Below are 16,298 nucleotides of genomic sequence, written 5' to 3'. Positions count from 1 at the left end.
CCCTCCCCTCGAAGTTGGCACCGAAAATTAAAAGAGGGCCGCCTGCGATGGAGCGGCCCTCTTTGCTTTTCAGCGTCTTATTTGCCAGCCCTGTTCAACCCGCATTCCTGCGGCATCGACGGTGCGGAATCGTATGGAGACGTGACGCGCGCGTCAAGGTGGTTGGATCGACGAAAAAGCCAGTCGTTGGACAAGTTTACGCGAATGAGAACAAGTTGCAACAAGTGGCGGGAGGGACTAAAAGGCGGCGATGGCTTGGTCCCTCGAGGCCCGGCCTGTCCGAAGAAGAGGTTGGAATGAAGATCTCCCGCTCCCGGTTCGTCCGGTCGCTCGCCCTCGCCTCCGCTCTCGCCGCCCTGCCGGTCGTGGCCCTCACCGGCACCGCCTCGGCGCAGACGGCCCCCACCCAGGCGACGCCGAGTGCCGATGGCATCACGGTCTACAACGCCCAGCACGCCAGCCTGACCAAGGAGTGGGTGGAGCGCTTCACCCGCGAGACCGGCATCAAGGTGACCGTGCGCAACGGCAGCGACATGGAGCTTGGGAACCAGATCGTGCAGGAGGGCGCCGCCTCCCCCGCCGACGTGTTCCTGACGGAGAATTCGCCGGCGATGGCCCTGGTCGACAATGCCGGGCTGTTCGCGCCGCTCGGCGCCGAGACGCTGGCCCCGGTGCCCGAGAGCTTCCGCCCGGCCAACGGCCATTGGGTCGGCATCGCCGCCCGCTCCACCGTCTTCGCCTACAACACCGGCAAGCTGACGCAGGACAAGCTGCCGAAGTCGCTGCTCGACCTCGCCAACCCGGAGTGGAAGGGCCGCTGGGCCGCCTCGCCCGCCGGTGCCGACTTCCAGGCCATCGTCGGCGCGCTCCTTCAGCTGAAAGGCGAGGCGGCCACCGCCTCCTGGCTGAAGGCGATGAAGGAGAACGCCAAGCCCTACCGCGGCAACAGCGTCGCCATGAAGGCGGTGAATGCCGGCGAGGTCGAGGGCGCGGTGATCTACCATTATTACTACATCGGCGATCAGGCCCGCACCGGCGGCGAGAACAGCAAGAACGTCGCCCTGCATTATTTCCGCAACGGCGATCCCGGCGCGTTCGTCAGCATCTCCGGCGCCGGCATGCTGGCATCCAGCAAGAACAAGCGCGAGGCCGAGGCCTTCGTGAAGTTCCTGACCGGCAAGGGCGGGCAGGAAGTGCTGCGCGACGGCGATTCTTATGAATATGCCGTTGCCAGCGGCATCGCGTCCAATGCCAAGCTGGAGCCGCTGGACAAGCTGCAGGCGCCGAAGGTCAAGCCGGAGGCTCTCAACAACAAGGCCGTCACCGACTTGATGACTGCGGCCGGCCTGCTGTAATCCAATCTGCCGTCGCCCGCGGCATCGAACCCGCGGGCGGCGGCAGTTCAGGCCCGTCCATCCGGACGGACCCGGAGCCGGTTCCGGAGTTCACCGTCATCGCTCTTCACCCACACTCTTCCCAGCCGCAGGCGGACCGCGACCGCCCCACGCTTCATGCCGCGGCCTCCCTCGTCACCGCACGCCGTCCCAAGCAGGCGGCACTGCCGGTCCTGGCCGTCACCTCTGTGGTCGCGGCACTTGCGCTGATGCCGCTCGCCTTCGTCGTCTGGATCACCTTCCAGACCGGATGGGACACGGTGGTCGAGCTGGTGTTCCGCCGCCGGGTCGGCGAGCTGCTGGTGAACACGCTGCTGCTGGTGCTGTTGACCCTGCCGCTTTCCATCCTGGTGGCGGTCACGCTGGCTTGGTTGACCGAGCGCTCCGACCTGCCGGGACGGCGGTTCTGGGCCTGGCTGGCGGTGGCGCCGCTGGCGGTCCCCGCCTTCGTCCACAGCTATGCCTGGGTCACCGTCGCCCCCGGCCTGCACGGGCTGGCGGCAGCGGTGCTGGTCTCGGTGCTCGCCTACTCCCCGTTCCTCTATTTGCCGGTCGCCGCCCAGCTGCGCCGGCTCGATCCGACGATGGAGGACGTCGCCGCCTCGCTCGGCCACGGACCATGGCGGGTTTTCCTGACGGTGGTGCTGCCCCAGCTGCGGCTGGCCGTCTGCGGCGGTTCGCTGCTGATCGGCCTGCATCTGCTGGCCGAATACGGCCTCTACGTCATGATCCAGTTCGACACCTTCACCACCGCCATCGTCGACCAGTTCCAGTCGGCCTACAACGGCCCGGCGGCGAACATGCTGGCCGGCGTGCTCGTGCTGCTCTGCATGGGGCTGATGGGCGGCGAGGTGCTGCTGCGCGGCCACGAACGCTACGCCCGTGTCGGCAGCGGCGCCGCAAGACGGGCGGCACCGGTCGAACTCGGCCGCGCGACCCTGCCTTGCCTGCTGATCCCGCTGCTGTTCGCCGCACTCTCGCTCGGCGTCCCGCTGCTGACGCTCGGCCGCTGGCTGGCCATCGGCGGTTCCCGCATCTGGCAGGGCGCCGACATCGGCGGCGCCATCGTCCAGACCGTCGCCCTGGCGCTGGCCGGCGCGCTGCTGACCACGCTGGCCGCCGCACCGATGGCCTGGCTGTCGGTGCGTGCGCCCGGCCGGCTCCAGCGTCTTCTGGAAGCCTGCCATTATTATGTCGGCTCGCTGCCGGGCGTGGTCGTCGCCCTGTCGCTGGTGACGATCACCGTGCGGGTCGCGCTGCCGCTCTACCAAACCGTCGGCACGGTGCTGCTGGCCTACCTGCTGCTGTTCCTGCCGCGGGCCCTGGTCGGGCTGAGGGCCAGCCTCGCCCAGGCGCCGGTCGAGCTGGAGCGGGCGGCCATGGCGCTTGGCCGCACACCGTTGCAGGCGGTGCGCCAGATCACCTTCCGGCTCGCCGCCCCCGGTGCGGCGGCCAGCATGGCGATGGTGGCGCTCGGCATCACCAACGAGCTGACGGCGACCCTGATGCTCGCCCCCAGCGGCACGCGCACGCTGGCCACCGAATTCTGGTCGCTGACCAGCGAGATCGACTATGCGGGGGCTGCCCCCTATGCGGTGATGATGGTCGCCGCATCGCTGCCGATGACGATCCTTCTCCACATCCAATCGAAACGGGCCGCCGGACGATGAGCTTCCTTCAGGTTCAGGGACTGGGAAAACGGTATGGCAACGCGGTGGCGCTGGAGGATGTCGACCTCTCGGTGCATGCCGGCAGCCGCACCGCCATCGTCGGACGTTCCGGCTCGGGAAAGACCACGCTTCTGCGCATCGTCGCCGGCTTCGAGTCCGCCGACAGCGGCCGTATCCTGCTCGACGGGCACCCGCTGGTGGATGGCGCCGGAATCGTGCCGGCCCACCGTCGCGGCATCGGCTATGTGCCGCAGGACGGCGCGCTGTTCCCCCATCTCAGCATCGCCGACAACATCGGCTTCGGGCTGGAGCGCGGCGATGCCGGCCGGCGGAGCCGCATCCTCGAACTGCTGGATGCGGTGGAACTCGATCCGCAGATGCTGGAGCGCCGGCCGCACGAACTGTCCGGCGGCCAGCAGCAGCGCGTCGCGCTCGCCCGCGCGCTCGCCCGCAAGCCGGCGCTGATGCTGCTGGACGAGCCCTTCTCGGCGCTCGACACCGGCTTGCGCGACTCCCTGCGCCGCACCGTCGCCCGGGTGCTCTGCGAAGCCGGGATCGCGACGATCCTCGTCACCCACGACCAGGCCGAAGCGCTGTCCTTCGCCGATCAGGTGGCGGTGATGCGCGAAGGCCGCTTGACGCAGGTCGGCTCGCCCCAGGAGCTGTACCGGCGGCCGCGCGACCGCGAGACGGCGGCGTTCCTCGGCGATGCGATCATTCTGCCGGCGGACGTCGAAAACGGCTGGGCGAGCTGCAGTCTCGGCCGGCTGGCGGTGAGCGCCGGTTCCCGGCGCGGCGCGGCCGAGATCATGTTGCGCCCCGAACAGCTCCGGCTGGTGGTGGACGACCGCGACGCCCCGCCGAACACCCCGCCGAAGGCCGGGGAGAGCGGTGCGGAAAGCTGGGGGCGGGTCATCGACGTCGAGTTCGGCGGCTCCGTCTGCAAGGTCGCGGTGGCGCTCGGCACTGTGCCGGGGCAGCGCAACCCGCTGCTCCTGCGCCATTCCAGCCTGGATTTGCCGAGGATCGGCAGCCGCGTCCGCATCCATGTCGAGGGCGAGGCGCATATCTTCGACACGCCCCTGCGCTGACAACTCCGTGGACGCCGGGGGGGCGGGATCAGGCGGTGACGCCCGTCGGTGACGGCTCGTCCCGCACCCCCACCATCGTCTCCTCCACCAGCCAGTCCACCACCCGCCGCAAAGCCTCGTCCTCGCTGGCGCCGTCGGCGAGCGCCGCCTGGAAGATCTCGATCTGCCGGTGTGCGCTGGTGCCGCGCTTCAGAATTTCACGTGCCCGCCCGACCTCGGCGGTGCAGCCGAAATGCTCGGCATCCTCGCGGGTCAGGTCGATGATTTCGTCCAGCAGGTCGGCGTAGGGCACGATGCGGCCCTGCCCGAAATCGACCAGCCCGCTGTCCAGGCCGTAGCGCTGGGCGCGCCAGCGGTTTTCCTCGATCAGCAGGTTCTTGTAGGGCCGCCACGTCACATTGCGCAGCTTCAGCCGCCACAGCATGCGCAGCAGGCAGCGATACAGCGCCGCCACCGTCACCGCATCGTCCAGCCGGGTGCAGATGTCGGTGATGCGCATCTCCAGCGTCGGGAAGCGCGAGGACGGGCGGATGTCCCACCACAGCTTGCTGGCATCCTCGATCACCCCGGCATTCACCAGAACCGCGACGTGGCTCTGATACTCGCCATAGCTCTGGAAGCTGGCGGGCATGCCGGTGCGCGGCAGCTCGTGCCAAACGCTGAGCCGGTAGGAGCGGCGCTCCATGTCGCGCCCGCGCCAGAAGGGCGAGGAGGTCGACAGCGCCAGCAGGTGCGGCAGGAAATAGCGGACCTGATTCATCAGGTCGATGCGCAGGTCGTCGTCTTCGATCCCGACATGCACATGCATGCCGCAGATCATCAGCCGGCGGGCCGGCGCACCGAGGTCGCGGGCCAGCATGTTGTAGCGGTCGCGGTTGGTGTGCTTCTGCGGCTCCCATGCGGCGAAGGGGTGGGTCGAGGCGGCGATCGGCGCCAGCCCGTAGCGGTCGGCCACCCCGGCCACCGTGCCGCGCAGCGCCGCCAACTCGGCCCGCGCCTCGTCCAGCGTCTTGCAGACCGGCGTTCCCACCTCGATCTGGCAGCGCAGGAATTCCGGATGGATGCGGCCGGGCGCCTGTTCCTGGCAGGCTTCCAGCATCTCGTCCGGCGGGCTGGTCACGATGTCGCGCGTGCCGCGGTCGACCAGCAGATATTCCTCTTCCAGGCCGAGGGTGAAGGACGGTTCGGTCACGGTGCTTTCCATGCGGTGTCAGGCCCGGGGATAATGGTGGACGACCGTCAGCGACGGCAGGGAGAGCAGAGGGTCCAGCGCGTCGCCGATCACCTGCGCCCAGAGATCGGCGCCCTCCGGCGTGGCGATCAGGTCCTGCCGCACCTCAAGCAGGACATTGGGGTAGCCGGCGGGGGTCGCATGGGTCTCCACCGTGCCGCCCAGCGTGCCGCGGCCGGAATAGGGCTGGTTGTCGCCGACGCACCAGCGGCCGTCGGCCTTCAGCGCGTCGATCAGCGGCACCGGCAGGCGCGGATCGTTGTCCCACAGAACGCCGATGTGCCAGGGCCGCGCCACCCCGCGCATGGCCGGGGTGAAGCTGTGCACCGAAACCAGCACCGGCACCTGCCCACGGGCGCGGATCGCTGCGACCGCCGCCGCGACCGCGGCGTGGTAGGGCTTGAACAGCGCCTCCACCCGCTGCGCCTGGGCCTCGGCATCGAGCGCACGGTTGCCGGGGATCACCACGTCGTCGCTGACCACCGGGATGGCGGTCGGATCCTCAAGCGCCCGGTTCGGATCGATCACCAGCCGGGAGAATCCGGAGAGCACCGCGGTGGCGCCGAACCGCTCCGCCAGCCGCCGCGTCACCTCGGCCGCGCCGATGTCGTAGGCGATGTGGCGGCAGAGCTGCTCCTCCGGCAGACCGAGGTCGGCCAGCGACCGCGGGACCGCGCGGGAGGCGTGGTCGCACAGCAGCAGCAGCGGTCCGCCGGCATCCGGGTTCAGCGTGGTCGCCGGCGGCGGATCGCCGGGTCCCAGCAGCGGAACGGCACTGCGCGGTGCCGGCGCGGGGGCGGTGACGGGCTGGCGATGTTCGGAAGGTGATGTGGCCATATGCCACACTAACGCAACCGCGACACCGGGCGGAAGCGCGGCCGATGGTGGTAGCCCGAACGGCAAGATGCTAGGCTGTCCTTCCCTCTCCCGCGCGAACCCACCCGGAAGACGACCCGCATGCTTCGCCTGCTTTCCCTCTGCCTTGCCGTGATGGCGCTGCTCAGCGCTTGCGGACCCGTTTACGAGACGCAGTACAGCCTCGTCCCGCCAAGCTCGGCCGAAGGTCGGCTCTGCGTCAACCAGTGCCAGCAGAACCGCAACTACTGCCGCCAGAATTGCGGCATGTCGCAGCAGGCCTGCGTGAACGAGGCGCGGTCGCGCGCCCTCTACGACTATCAGGCCTACGTCAACCGCCAGCAGGCGGAGAAGAAGCCGATCAAGAAGTCGGTGGGTGATTTCGACCGCTCCTATTCCTGCGGCAACAGCAGTTGCGAAGCGCGCTGCGAATCCGACTATCGCGACTGCTTCGGCGGAAGCTGCGGCGGGCAGGTGGTCGCCAAGCGCGTCTGCACCGCCTTCTGCGACCAGGAAAAGCCGGCGCCCGCCGCGCCGATGCTGAGCCCGGTGCCGCCGGGCGGCGTTCAGGCGCCGATGATGCAGGCGCCGATGGGGGCCGCTCCGATGTCCAACAATGGTGGCTATGCCGCCGGTTCGTCGCTGTGCCAGCCCGGCATGCGGGTGTCCGTGGAATGGAAAGGCGACTGGTATCCGGCCACCGTCAAGGACCATCCCCGCAAGGACGGCCGTTGCCCGGTGCACTATGACGATTTCGGTTCGGACGACGACGAGTCGGTCGCGCTGCGCCGCATCCGTCCGCGCTGATCCGCGGTTTTTCCCATCGCCGCCGGCAGCCTTCGGGAGAGTCCCGGGGGCGCACGGCAGCCATGACTTGCGTCCCGCTGGCCCGGCAACCGGGCGGCCGTTATAAGCGGTCCATGCCAGACGCCAGTGCCTTCCCCGTCGACCATGCCTACCGGACCCAGCGCATCGCCCTGATCGCGCTGCTGGTCGGCGCCTTGGGCATCGCCTTTGCCCCCATCTTCGTCCGGCTGTCGGAGGTCGGACCGGTCGCCACCGGCTTCTGGCGGACCGCACTGGCGATGCCAGCACTGGGGCTGTGGATGGCCGCCGAGTCGCGGCAGCACGGCGGGCGCTCCAGCCGCCGCCCCTCCTCGGTCTCCGACTATGCCCGCCTGTCGCTGGCCGGCCTGTTCTTCGCCGGCGACCTTGCGATCTGGCACACGTCGATTCGCTTCACTTCGGTCGCCAACTCGACGCTGCTGGCGAACTTCGCCCCGCTCTACGTGGCGCCGGCCGCCTGGTTCCTGTTCAAGGAGCGGATCACCCGCCGTTTCGTCATGGGCATGCTGCTGGCACTGGCGGGCGCCATCGTGCTGATGGGGGAGAGCTTCCAACTCGATGCCGATCATCTGTTCGGCGATGGGCTGGCCCTGCTCACCGCCGCCTTCTATGCCGGCTACATCCTGTCGGTCGGGCGGCTGCGCGCGGAATTCTCCACCGCCACCATCATGACCTGGAGCGGCGCGATATCCGCCTTGGTGCTGTTGCCGATCGGCCTGTATGACGGCGAGCCGATGCTGCCGGCGAGCGCGTCCGGCTGGGCGGTGCTGGCGGGGCTTGCCCTGTTCAGCCACGCCTGCGGCCAGAGCCTGATCGCCTACGCCCTGGCGCATCTGCCGGCGTCCTTCTCTTCGGTCAGCCTGCTGCTTCAGCCGGCAGCGGCAGCCATCCTCGCCTGGATTCTCCTGAGCGAGCCTCTGGGCCCGTTGCAGGCACTGGGTGCCGCAGTGATCCTGGCGGGCATCCTGCTGGCCCGCCCCGGCGGCCGCTGACCCCCAGGTCCGGGCGGTTGCCCATCGCCATCGCCGCCATAGTTTTCCATCCCGTGGGCAAGGCGCCGCAGCGCGACGGTCGGGCATTGACCGCACCCGCAGGGACCGTTACCGGTATGACCATCCAGCAATGAACCGCCTTCCGACCAAAGGGGAACAACCCGTGCCCGGCACCGACGACAGCGCTCACGTCCCCTCCTCTTCCCAGCGCATTTCGGAGTGGGTGGCGCAACAGCTCCTCGACCGCATTGCGCGGGGCGAGCTGGTGCCGGGGGAACGTCTGCCGGGCGAGCGCCAGCTGGCTGAACAGCTGCATGTCAGCCGGGTTTCCGTTCGCGCCGCGCTGCAGAAGTTGAAGACGCAGGGCTTCCTGACCGCAGTCCAGGGCGGCGGCACCCGTGTCGTCTCCTCGGCCGGTGTAATGGACGGGGCATTGACCGCCATGGTCCGCAGCACCCACCAGAACCTGTGCGACCTTGTCGAAATCCGCATGGCACTGGAGAGCTGGGCCGCCCGCCGCGCCGCGGAGCGCGCGACGCCGGAGCAAATCGACACCATCGGCCGCATTTTGGCGGCGATGACCGAGACCAACCGCGACGGCGGTCGCGCTGCCGACGACATGGATTTCCACGTCGCTGTCGCCCAGGCGTCGGGCAGTCCGGTCTACCTCCATCTGCTGTCGACCATCCGCGACATCCTCGGCAACATGGTCGAGATGAAGCACACGGAACCCTTCATGGAAAACCATGAAGCGCTGATGATCGAGCATCACCGTGCCATCCATCAGGCCCTCGCCCGCCGCGACCCGGACGGCGCCGCGAACGCCGTCACCGCTCATCTCGGCTGGATCCTGGCGCGCTACCGCACGATGTCCGACCATTCCGCCGGCGGCACCGACAGCGCGACCGACGCCTCGCCCTCCCCCAGCGCCGGCTGACACCGGCAGCCCGCTCCAAAGACGGCAAAAAGAAAGGCCGCAGCCTCCGGACGGAGACTGCGGCCTTTTTCTATCCGACCGACGGCGATCCTCAGCTGGCGAGGATCGTCCCGATCTGCTTGGTAACCTCATCGATGTCGGCCATGCCGTCCACCACCTTCAGCACGCCGCGGCCCTGGTAATAGGGCAGGATCGGCGCGGTCTGCTGGTGATACTGGCCCAGGCGGGTGGTCACCGTCTCCGCATTGTCGTCGGCGCGCCGCTTGAATTCGGTGCTGCCGCAGACATCGCAGACGCCCTCGACCTTCGGCTTCTCGAAGCTGTCGTGATAGCCCTTGCCGCACTTGGCGCAGGTATAACGGCCGGTGATGCGGTCAACCAGCACGTCGTCGACCACCCGCATCTCGATCACGTGATCGAGCTTCAGGCCCTTCTCATCCAGCATCCGATCCAGCGCCTCGGCCTGAGCGACCGTGCGCGGGAACCCGTCGAGGATGAAGCCGTTCTTCACGTCAGGCTTCGAAATGCGTTCGGCGATCATGCTGACCATCAGCTCGTCCGGCATCAGCTTGCCGGCGGCCATGATCTCCTTCGCCTGCTGCCCGAGCGGCCCGCCTTCCGCCACCATGGCGCGGAGCATGTCGCCGGTCGACAACTGCACCAGACCACGAGTGTCTTCCAGACGGCGCGCCTGGGTCCCCTTCCCGGCGCCCGGCGGACCGAGCAGTATGAGGTTCATTACTTTCTCCCCCGAAGCTTCGATTTCTTGATCAATCCCTCATACTGGTGGGCCAGCAGGTGGGAATGAATCTGCGCAACCGTGTCCATCGTGACGGTGACCACGATCAGCAGGCTGGTGCCGCCAAAATAAAACGGAACCGAGTGCTGGGATATCAGGATTTCGGGGAGGAGACAAACCGCCACAAGGTAGGCGGAGCCGATGACCGTCAGCCGCGTCAGCACGTAGTCGATGTGGTCGGCGGTGTTCTTGCCCGGACGGATGCCGGGGATGAAGCCGCCGTACTTGCGCAGGTTGTCGGCCGTCTCCGTCGGGTTGAAGACGATGGCGGTGTAGAAGAAGCAGAAGAACACAATCAGCGAGGCGTACAGCAGCATATAGAGTGGCGTGCCGTGCGCGACATAGCGCGACACCGCCTGCAGCCACTCCGGCCCTTCGCCGCCGGCGAAGCCGACCGCGGTCAGCGGCAGCAGCAGCAGCGACGAGGCGAAGATCGGCGGAATCACGCCGGCCGTGTTCATCTTCAGCGGCAGGTGCGACGCTTCGCCGCCGAACACCCGGTTGCCGACCTGACGCTTCGGGTACTGCACCAGCAGGCGGCGCTGGGCGCGTTCCATGAAGACGATGAAGAACACCACACCGACCGCCATCACCAGCATCAGGATGATGAAGACGGTGGACAGCGCGCCCTGGCGGCCGAGTTCCAGCGTGTTGACCAGCGCACGCGGCAGTTCCGCGACGATGCCGGCGAAGATGATCAGCGAGGTGCCGTTGCCGATGCCCCGCGCGGTGATCTGTTCGCCCAGCCACATCAGGAACATGGTGCCGCCGACCAGCGTGATGACCGTGGCGATGCGGAAGAACAGGCCAGGGTCGATGACCGCAGCACCCGTGGAGCCGCGCATCGACTCAAGCCCGACCGCGAGGCCGTAGGCCTGGACGGTGGCGAGAACGACGGTGCCGAACCGGGTGTATTGGTTCAGCTTCTTGCGCCCGGCCTCGCCTTCCTTCTTCATGGCCTCCATCTGCGGCGACACGGCGGTCAGCAACTGCACGATGATGGACGCCGAGATGTACGGCATGATGTTGAGCGCGAAGATGGTCATGCGGTGGAGCGCACCGCCGGCCAGCATGTCGAACATCCCGAGGATGCCGCTGCCCTGCTGCTTGAAAACGTCCTGCAGGATGTGCGGATCGATGCCCGGAATCGGGATGTAGGTGCCCAGCCGATAGACGATCAGGGCCGCCAAGGTGAACCAAATCCGCTTTTTCAGCTCGGTCGCCTTGGAGAAAGCCCCGAAATTGATGTTGGCGGCAAGCTGCTCGGCCGCTGATGCCATGGTCCAATCCCTGTCCCGTAAGCGCGAACGGGGCGGCACTGCATGACGCAGGCCGCCCCTCGCGACTTCGCTTTTTGTAGTGCCCCGAAAGCCCGCGCGCAAGCACGGGCTTGTCGCGGAACTTTACTCGGCGGCTTCGGCGGCGGGAGCGGTCAGCGTGACGCTGCCACCCGCCTTCTCGACGGCTTCGATCGCCGACTTGGACGCGCCGGCGACCGTGAAGGAAACCTTCGTGGTCAGCTCGCCCTTGCCCAGCAGACGGACACCGTCCTTCTTCACCTTGCCGGTGACGCCGGCGGCGTTGAGCGCCGCGGCATCGATGGTCTCGGCGGCGTTCAGCTTGCCCAGGTCGATGGCCTTCTGGACCATGCCCAGGTTAACCACCGAGTATTCCTTGGCGAAGATGTTCCGGAAACCGCGCTTCGGCAGGCGGCGGTGCAGAGGCATCTGCCCGCCTTCGAAGCCGTTGATCGCCACACCGGTGCGCGAGGTCTGACCCTTCACGCCGCGGCCAGCGGTCTTGCCCTTGCCCGAACCGATACCGCGACCGACGCGCATGCGCGCCTTGCGGGCACCGGCGTTGTCACGCAGGTCATTAAGCTTGGTCATGATCTCAGCCCTCGTTCTCGACGCGGACCAGGTGCGCGACCTTGGCGATCATGCCCCGCACGGCCGGAGTGTCCTCCAGCTCGCGGGTCCGGTGCAGCTTGTTGAGACCCAGACCGACCAGCGTTTCGCGCTGGTCGTGCTTGCGGCCGATCGGGCTGCCGATCTGGGTCACGACGACGGTCTTCTTCTCGCTCATGATCAGGCCTCCTGACCGGCGCCGGCCTCGCGACGACCGAGGATGTCGCTCACGCGACGACCACGGCGCGCCGCGACGGACCGCGGGCTGGTGACCTGGGTCAGGGCGTCGAAGGTCGCCTTGATCATGTTGTGCGGGTTCGACGTGCCGATCGACTTGGTCACGACGTCAGCGACGCCAAGAGCCTCGAAGATCGCGCGCATCGGACCACCGGCGATGATGCCGGTACCGGCCGGAGCCGCCCGCAGCACGACCTTGCCGGCACCGAAGTGGCCGTTGGTGTCATGATGCAGCGTACGGCCTTCGCGCAGCGGGACGCGGATCATGCCGCGCTTGGCCTGGTCGGTCGCCTTGCGAATGGCTTCCGGGACCTCGCGGGCCTTGCCCGAGCCGACGCCGACACGACCCTTGCCGTCGCCAACGACGACCAGAGCGGCGAAGCCGAAGCGACGACCACCCTTGACCACCTTGGCAACGCGGTTGATGCCGACGAGCTTTTCGATCAGCTCGCTTTCTTCCCGCTCGCGCGGCTGCCGGTCGCGGTTGTCCCGCTCCCCACGTTCACGTGCCATATCCGGGCCTCCTTAGAACGACAGCCCGCCCTCACGGGCGGCGTCGGCCAGGGCCTTGACCCGGCCATGGTAAATGTAACCACCGCGGTCGAACACGACCTCGGTAATCCCAGCGGCCTTGGCGCGCTCGGCAATCAGCTCGCCGATGCGCTTGGCAGCATCGACGTTGCCGCCGTGCTTGAGCTGCTCGCGCAGCTCCTTCTCGAGCGACGAGGCAGACGCGAGCGTCTGGCCGTTCACGTCGTCGATGATCTGGGCGTAGATGTGCAGATTGGACCGGAAGACCGAGAGGCGAACGCGCCCGCCGGCCTTCTTGGCAATCTGCGCGCGCACGCGCTGCTTGCGGCGCTCGTGGAGTTGCTTTGGCTTCAGCATGGCGGTTACTTCTTCTTACCTTCCTTGCGCAGGACGGTTTCGGTCTCGTACTTGATGCCCTTGCCCTTGTAGGGCTCCGGCTTCTTCCAACCGCGGATCTCGGCGGCGACCTGGCCGACCTTGTGCTTGTCGTAGCCGCTGACCGAGATGGCCGTCGGCTTGTCGCACTTGATCGTGATGCCTTCCGGGATCGGGTACTTCACGTCGTGCGAGAAGCCGAGCTGGAGAACCAGCTCCTTGCCCTGCACGGCCGCGCGGTAACCGACGCCGTTGATTTCCAGGTTGATCGTGTAGCCCTGGCTGACACCGGTGACCATGTTGTTGATCAGGGTGCGCGAGGTCGCCCACATGACGCGGGCGCGCTTGCTGTCGTTTGCCGGCTTCACCACCACCTTGCCGTCTTCCAGCGAGGCGGTGATGTCGTCGATCAGGGTCAGGCTGAGTTGCCCCAGCTTGCCCTTGGCCGTCACCTGCTGACCGTCGACCTTTACGTCGACGCCAGCCGGGACCGGCACGGGATGCTTGCCAATGCGCGACATCTGCCAATCCCCCTTAGAACACGCGGCAGAGGACTTCACCGCCAACGTTGGCGGAGCGGGCCTCATTGTCCGACATCACGCCGCGCGGGGTCGACAGGATCGACAGACCGAGCCCGTTGTAGACACGGGGCAGGTCGGCGATCTTCGAGTAGACGCGGCGGCCGGGCTTCGACACACGGGCGATCTGCTTAATGACAGGCTCGCCTTCGTGGTACTTCAGCTCGATCTTCAGGTTCTTGACGCCCGGACGCAGTTCTTCCTCGGACCAGCCGCGGATGAAGCCTTCACGCTTCAGAACTTCCAGGACGTTGACGCGCAGCTTAGACGCCGGGGAAACCACAACGGACATGCGGGCGTGCTGACCGTTGCGGATGCGGGTCAGCATATCGCCGAGCGGATCGCTCAAAGACATTCTCGGACCCTCCTTACCAGCTCGACTTCGTCATGCCCGGAATCTGGCCGGTCGAGGCCAGTTCGCGGAGCGTGACGCGGGACAGCTTGAACTTGCGATAGAACGCGCGCGGACGCCCGGTCATTTCGCAGCGGTTCCGGATGCGCACCTTCGAGGAGTTGCGCGGCAGTTCGGCCAGCTTGAGGCGGGCAGCGAATTGCTCTTCCGGCGGGAGGGCCTTGTCGTTCGCGATTGCCTTCAGGCGCGCACGCTTGTTCGCGTACTGCTTGGCCAGCTTGGCGCGACGCTTGTTCTTTTCGATGGCACTGGTCTTAGCCATGGTCGTGCTCCAGCCTCAGCTCACGAACGGCATGTCGAAGCCCTTCAGGAGAGCCTTGGCTTCCTGATCGGTCTTCGCCGAAGTGACGATGATGATGTCCATGCCGCGGATCTGATCGATCTTGTCGTAATCGATCTCCGGGAAAATGATCTGCTCCTTGACACCCATGGCATAGTTGCCACGGCCGTCAAAGCTGTCACCCGGGATACCGCGGAAGTCACGGACGCGCGGCAACGCAATCGTCACCAGGCGATCCAGGAACTCGTACATGCGGTCGCGGCGGAGCGTGACCTTGCAGCCGATCGCCATGCCTTCGCGCAGCTTGAACTGGGCGATCGACTTGCGCGACTTGGTCACCACCGGCTTCTGACCGGTGATGGCGGCCATCTCGGCCACGGCGAGCTGGATCTTCTTGGAGTCGGCGACAGCCTCGCCGACACCCATGTTGACCACGATCTTCTCGATCCGCGGAACTTCCAGGTCGTTCTTGTAGCCGAATTCCGACTTCAGAGCGGCGCGGATCTCTGGAATCGTAAACTTCTTTCAAACGTGCGGTCATGCCCGGGTCCTCACAGGTCAATGACTTCGCCGGACCGCTTGGCGACACGCACCTTGCGGCCATCCTCAAGGATCTTGAAACCGACGCGGGTCGGCTTGCCATCCTTGGGATCGACGTGAGCGAGATTGGAGACGTTGATCGGCGCCTCCATCTCGATGATGCCACCCTGCGAGCGGGCGCTGGCACGTTGGTGCTTCTTCACCACGTTCACGCCCTGCACAACGGCACGGTTCTCCTTGGGGAAAACCTTCAACACCTCGCCGGTCTTGCCTTTGTCGCGGCCGGTCAGGACAACGACCTTGTCCTTGGTCTTGATCTTGGCGGCCATTACAGCACCTCCGGCGCCAGCGAGATGATCTTCATGAACTTCTTGCCGCGCAGCTCGCGAGTGACCGGCCCGAAAATACGGGTGCCGATCGGCTCGCCCTGCTTGTTGATCAGCACGGCGGCATTCCGGTCGAAACGGATCGCCGACCCGTCCTCCCGACGCAGTTCCTTCGCGGTGCGGACGATGACGGCGCGATGCACGTCACCCTTCTTGACGCGGCCCTTCGGAATGGCCTCCTTGACCGAGACGACGATGACGTCGCCCACGGTCGCGACCTTCCGCTTGGACCCGCCAAGCACCTTGATGCACTGCACCCGGCGCGCCCCGCTGTTATCGGCGACTTCCAGGTTGGTTTGCATCTGGATCATTGTTTACGACCTTTCGTTATCACGCGGCGCCGCTGTCGGCGGCGGACTCCGTCACGACCGTCCAACGCTTGGACTTCGAGATCGGGCGGCATTCGATGATCGAAACGGTATCGCCGACCTTGAACTGGTTACCCTCGTCGTGGGCGGCGTACTTCTTCGACTGACGAATGAACTTCTTGTACACGGGGTGCATGACGCGGCGCTCGACAAGAACCGTAACGGTCTTGTCGCACTTGTCGCTGACCACCGTGCCCTGCAGAACGCGGCGAGGCATGGATGATCCCCCTTACTTGCCGGCGTCGGCGGAGCGGGCGCGCTCGCCGAGGATGGTCTTGATGCGGGCGATGTCGCGGCGCACCGTGTTCACCCGCGCGGTGTTCTCCAGCTGGCCGGAGGCCTTCTGGAAGCGCAGGTTGAACTGCTCCTTCTTGAGCTGGATGAGCTGATCGTTCAGCTCATCCGCGCTCTTCGTACGAATGTCTACGGCCTTCATGCCGCGGTCTCCTCGACACCGCCCAGGCGGGTCACCAGCTTCACCTTGATCGGCAGCTTCGCGGCCGCCAGAGCGAAGGCGGTTTTTGCCACATCTGCCGGCACGCCGTCCAGTTCAAACAGGATGCGACCCGGCTTCACGCGAGCCGCCCAGTACTCCGGCGAGCCCTTACCGGAACCCATGCGGACTTCGGCGGGCTTGGTGGAGACGGGGAGGTCCGGGAAAATGCGGATCCAGACGCGGCCCTGACGCTTCATCGCACGGGTGATCGCGCGGCGGGCCGCTTCGATCTGACGGGCGGTGATGCGCTCCGGCTCCAGGGCCTTGAGGCCGAAGGAGCCGAAATTCAGGGCGGTACCGCCCTTGGCGTTGCCGTGGATGCGGCCCTTGTGGGCCTTACGGAATTTCGTGCGCTTGGGAGAAAGCATCGCTC

General features: G+C 66.8%; 22 protein-coding genes and 1 pseudogene. 6 read left to right on the top strand and 17 right to left on the bottom strand.

Annotated features, from left to right (window positions below):
* The first annotated feature begins 296 nt into the window (after positions 1–296).
* The 3 genes from ACWPN3_RS26670 to ACWPN3_RS26660 all read left to right on the top strand — a co-directional run bounded on the left by ACWPN3_RS26670 (position 297) and on the right by ACWPN3_RS26660 (position 4,155).
* Positions 297–1,355: an iron ABC transporter substrate-binding protein gene (locus ACWPN3_RS26670; protein WP_492261835.1), complete on the top strand. Its 1,059-nt coding sequence runs from the start codon at positions 297–299 to the stop codon at positions 1,353–1,355.
* A 227-nt stretch (positions 1,356–1,582) separates the two neighbouring features.
* Positions 1,583–3,064 carry an ABC transporter permease gene (locus tag ACWPN3_RS26665; protein ID WP_247873342.1) on the top strand — a complete coding sequence of 494 codons (1,482 nt, stop codon included), beginning with the start codon at positions 1,583–1,585 and terminating at the stop codon, positions 3,062–3,064.
* Entirely contained in the window at positions 3,061–4,155 is a 1,095-nt protein-coding gene (locus ACWPN3_RS26660; protein WP_492261834.1) for an ABC transporter ATP-binding protein, read from the top strand. The genes ACWPN3_RS26665 and ACWPN3_RS26660 overlap by 4 nt, the downstream gene beginning before the upstream one ends.
* Before the next feature lie 28 nt (positions 4,156–4,183).
* Here the strand turns inward: ACWPN3_RS26660 and ACWPN3_RS26655 are convergent, their stop codons facing one another.
* Entirely contained in the window at positions 4,184–5,347 is a 1,164-nt protein-coding gene (locus tag ACWPN3_RS26655) for a carboxylate-amine ligase (protein WP_492240051.1), read from the bottom strand.
* 18 nt (positions 5,348–5,365) lie between these two features.
* Entirely contained in the window at positions 5,366–6,223 is an 858-nt protein-coding gene (locus ACWPN3_RS26650) for an N-formylglutamate amidohydrolase (protein WP_492240050.1), read from the bottom strand.
* A gap of 120 nt (positions 6,224–6,343) precedes the next feature.
* Between ACWPN3_RS26650 and ACWPN3_RS26645 the strand changes: the two genes are divergently transcribed.
* From ACWPN3_RS26645 to ACWPN3_RS26635, 3 genes are all read left to right on the top strand, one after another.
* Positions 6,344–7,048 (top strand): tudor domain-containing protein, encoded by a 705-nt coding sequence (locus ACWPN3_RS26645; RefSeq protein ID WP_492240049.1) that lies wholly within the window; start codon positions 6,344–6,346, stop codon positions 7,046–7,048.
* Between the two features lie 113 nt (positions 7,049–7,161).
* On the top strand, positions 7,162–8,079 hold the full coding sequence (locus ACWPN3_RS26640) for a DMT family transporter (protein WP_492240048.1): 918 nt from the start codon (positions 7,162–7,164) through the stop codon (positions 8,077–8,079).
* A 163-nt stretch (positions 8,080–8,242) separates the two neighbouring features.
* Positions 8,243–9,016 (top strand): FadR/GntR family transcriptional regulator, encoded by a 774-nt coding sequence (locus tag ACWPN3_RS26635; RefSeq protein ID WP_492240047.1) that lies wholly within the window; start codon positions 8,243–8,245, stop codon positions 9,014–9,016.
* Between the two features lie 91 nt (positions 9,017–9,107).
* Here ACWPN3_RS26635 and ACWPN3_RS26630 read toward each other — a convergent pair whose 3' ends face one another.
* From ACWPN3_RS26630 to rplP, 15 genes and pseudogenes are all read right to left on the bottom strand, one after another.
* Complete coding sequence (locus ACWPN3_RS26630) at positions 9,108–9,755, bottom strand: adenylate kinase (protein ID WP_098740483.1); 648 nt, start codon at positions 9,753–9,755, stop codon at positions 9,108–9,110.
* Complete coding sequence (gene secY / locus ACWPN3_RS26625; protein WP_098740484.1) at positions 9,755–11,095, bottom strand: preprotein translocase subunit SecY; 1,341 nt, start codon at positions 11,093–11,095, stop codon at positions 9,755–9,757. The genes ACWPN3_RS26630 and secY overlap by 1 nt, the downstream gene beginning before the upstream one ends.
* Positions 11,096–11,218: 123 nt before the next feature.
* Positions 11,219–11,704 (bottom strand): 50S ribosomal protein L15, encoded by a 486-nt coding sequence (gene rplO, locus ACWPN3_RS26620; RefSeq protein ID WP_434617528.1) that lies wholly within the window; start codon positions 11,702–11,704, stop codon positions 11,219–11,221.
* Positions 11,705–11,708: 4 nt separating this feature from the next.
* Entirely contained in the window at positions 11,709–11,900 is a 192-nt protein-coding gene (gene rpmD, locus ACWPN3_RS26615) for a 50S ribosomal protein L30 (protein WP_042694084.1), read from the bottom strand.
* 2 nt (positions 11,901–11,902) lie between these two features.
* The gene (rpsE, locus tag ACWPN3_RS26610; RefSeq protein WP_014246902.1) at positions 11,903–12,472 is read right to left on the bottom strand and encodes a 30S ribosomal protein S5; all 570 of its coding nucleotides are present in this window, start codon (positions 12,470–12,472) and stop codon (positions 11,903–11,905) included.
* Between the two features lie 12 nt (positions 12,473–12,484).
* The gene (gene rplR / locus ACWPN3_RS26605) at positions 12,485–12,847 is read right to left on the bottom strand and encodes a 50S ribosomal protein L18 (protein ID WP_098740487.1); all 363 of its coding nucleotides are present in this window, start codon (positions 12,845–12,847) and stop codon (positions 12,485–12,487) included.
* A gap of 5 nt (positions 12,848–12,852) precedes the next feature.
* On the bottom strand, positions 12,853–13,386 hold the full coding sequence (gene rplF / locus ACWPN3_RS26600) for a 50S ribosomal protein L6 (RefSeq protein ID WP_063633869.1): 534 nt from the start codon (positions 13,384–13,386) through the stop codon (positions 12,853–12,855).
* 13 nt (positions 13,387–13,399) lie between these two features.
* On the bottom strand, positions 13,400–13,798 hold the full coding sequence (gene rpsH, locus ACWPN3_RS26595; RefSeq protein WP_085088120.1) for a 30S ribosomal protein S8: 399 nt from the start codon (positions 13,796–13,798) through the stop codon (positions 13,400–13,402).
* 13 nt (positions 13,799–13,811) lie between these two features.
* Positions 13,812–14,117, bottom strand: a complete 306-nt coding sequence (gene rpsN, locus ACWPN3_RS26590; RefSeq protein ID WP_098740488.1) for a 30S ribosomal protein S14 — start codon at positions 14,115–14,117, stop codon at positions 13,812–13,814.
* 15 nt (positions 14,118–14,132) lie between these two features.
* A pseudogene (rplE, locus tag ACWPN3_RS26585) lies at positions 14,133–14,676 on the bottom strand (50S ribosomal protein L5).
* Positions 14,677–14,686: 10 nt separating this feature from the next.
* Positions 14,687–15,004 carry a 50S ribosomal protein L24 gene (rplX, locus tag ACWPN3_RS26580; protein WP_014246896.1) on the bottom strand — a complete coding sequence of 106 codons (318 nt, stop codon included), beginning with the start codon at positions 15,002–15,004 and terminating at the stop codon, positions 14,687–14,689.
* The gene (rplN, locus tag ACWPN3_RS26575; protein ID WP_012973215.1) at positions 15,004–15,372 is read right to left on the bottom strand and encodes a 50S ribosomal protein L14; all 369 of its coding nucleotides are present in this window, start codon (positions 15,370–15,372) and stop codon (positions 15,004–15,006) included. The genes rplX and rplN overlap by 1 nt, the downstream gene beginning before the upstream one ends.
* A 19-nt stretch (positions 15,373–15,391) precedes the next feature.
* Entirely contained in the window at positions 15,392–15,646 is a 255-nt protein-coding gene (rpsQ, locus tag ACWPN3_RS26570) for a 30S ribosomal protein S17 (RefSeq protein WP_042694099.1), read from the bottom strand.
* Between the two features lie 12 nt (positions 15,647–15,658).
* Positions 15,659–15,865 (bottom strand): 50S ribosomal protein L29, encoded by a 207-nt coding sequence (gene rpmC / locus ACWPN3_RS26565; RefSeq protein ID WP_042694100.1) that lies wholly within the window; start codon positions 15,863–15,865, stop codon positions 15,659–15,661.
* A complete protein-coding gene (rplP, locus tag ACWPN3_RS26560; protein ID WP_014246894.1) occupies positions 15,862–16,293 on the bottom strand; it encodes a 50S ribosomal protein L16 in 432 nt (143 codons plus the stop codon). Before rplP ends, rpmC begins: the two co-directional genes overlap by 4 nt.
* Positions 16,294–16,298: the final 5 nt, after the last annotated feature.

It is taken from the genome of Azospirillum sp. UENF 111221 (assembly GCF_058780625.1).
Note: the sequence above shows the minus strand (reverse complement) of the source record. Positions and strands in the feature narration are given on the sequence as shown.